This window comes from Streptomyces sp. NPDC090022, assembly GCF_044748145.1.
In the GTDB taxonomy this organism is placed as follows: domain Bacteria; phylum Actinomycetota; class Actinomycetes; order Streptomycetales; family Streptomycetaceae; genus Streptomyces.
The window spans coordinates 1-1,753 of record NZ_JBIVFN010000065.1 but is presented as its reverse complement, the minus strand read 5'-3'; the positions used below and the strand labels follow the sequence as shown (position 1 = coordinate 1,753).

The 1,753-nt window shown below is 67.3% G+C and carries 1 protein-coding gene; it reads left to right on the top strand.

Features of this window, described 5'->3' with window-relative positions:
- Positions 1-121 precede the first annotated feature (121 nt).
- The gene (locus ACIPXB_RS37125) at positions 122-1,720 is read left to right on the top strand and encodes an IS4 family transposase (protein ID WP_401457423.1); all 1,599 of its coding nucleotides are present in this window, start codon (positions 122-124) and stop codon (positions 1,718-1,720) included.
- The last annotated feature ends 33 nt before the right edge of the window (positions 1,721-1,753 follow it).

Here is a 1,753-nt window from a genome sequence, read left to right as displayed (position 1 = left end):
CAAGGCCGCGTAGTTAAGGGCTCGCCCGTTCTGTCAAGCGGTTCGGGGAAGTCGGGGCACGAGGACGGGGCTCCGCGTAGGACAGGAAGTCGACCAAGACATCTGTTCACGGGGAGCCCCGTTGGAAACCGATTCTGTCATCGTCCGGGTAGTCCGGGTGGCCAAAGACGTGTTCGCGCCTGGGCACTTGGGCGGACTGACCCGCTACGTTCCCTTCGAGCTGGTCGACGCGGTCTTGGAGCAATGCAGGGCCGTTGAACGACGCCGTCGTGTGCTGCCGTCCCGGGTTGGGGTGTATTTCCTGCTGGCTCTGGGCCTGTTTCCGCAGGTCGGGTATGCCGGTGTGTGGCGCAAGCTGGCCAGCGGGCTGGGCGGGACGGTGGTGTCCGAACCGTCGGAGAAGGCATTGCGGGACGTGCGCAGACGGATCGGTATCGCACCGGTGAAGGAGTTGTTCGAGACGCTGGCGGTGCCGCTGGCCCGACCGGACATGCCAGGAGTGTCTTACCGGCGCTGGCGGACGGTCGCCTTCGACGGCTGTGCGTCGTGCAAGGCCCCCGACAGCGCCGCGAACCGGTCCTGGCTCGGGAAGATCTTCCACAAGCCGGGCTGGGCGGGCTATCCCGCGTTGATGCTGATGACCCTGGCGGAGACAGGGACCCGTGGCCTGCTGGGCGCGGTGTTCGGGCCGGCGGGCACCGGCGAGACAACGTATGCCACCCGGCTGCTGCACCTGCTCGACGAGGGGATGCTGCTGCTGGCTGACCGCGGTTTCGACGGAAACTCCTTCCTGCGAAACGTCAGCGGCTCCGGCGCCCAGTTCCTCGTCCGGGTCTCGGCCGGCCGCCGCCCACCCGTGCATGCCAAGCTTCCCGACGGCTCCTACCTGTCCCGCTTCGACACCCTGACCGTGCGGATCATTGAAGCCGTCATCACCGTGACCTGCACCGACGGCCGACGAGTGAGCGGCACCTACCGGCTGGCGACCAGCATGCTCGACCACCGCACCGATCCGGCCGGTCAACTGACACGCCTCTACCACGAACGATGGGAGATCGAGTCCGCCTACTACGCCCTGCGTCACACACTCATGAACGGCCGCGTCCTGCGCTCAACCACGCCGGACGGCATCGCCCAGGAACTGTGGGCCACGCTTGCCCTCTATCAAGTCCTGCGTCACGCCATGGCCGAGGCCGCCGAATCCCAGCCCGGCCTCGATCCGGACCGGATCAGCTTCACCACCGCGATGGAAACCGCCCGCGACCACCTCGTCACCGCCCACGCCGTCATCACCGAAGAGACCGGGCCGGCCCCCGCCTTCACCCGCACCCTCCTGGCCAGTCTGCTACCTCCCCGCCGAGCTCGGACCAGCAGCCGCAAGGTGAAGTGTCCGATCTCCCGCTACCACGCCAAGAAAGACGACGGCAGGCCGCTGACCAGCATCAACATCGCCACCATCGAGATCGCCATCCACATCCCGCAGACCGGGCCAGAACCCGTCCCCCGGCCACCCGTACCACGAACAGCCACCCTCACCGGCAGAATCCTCGCCCTACTGGGCACCCACCCGACACGCCACTGGCGGGCCCGCGACATCGCCCACGCTCTCCACGACGCCACACCCTCAACACTCCGCGGCCAACTCCGACGACTCACACACAACGGCACCCTCACATCCCCGACATACGGCGCCTACCAACTGACCCCACCCACCCCTTGACCGCCCAGCAAAACCCTTAACTACGCGGCCTTG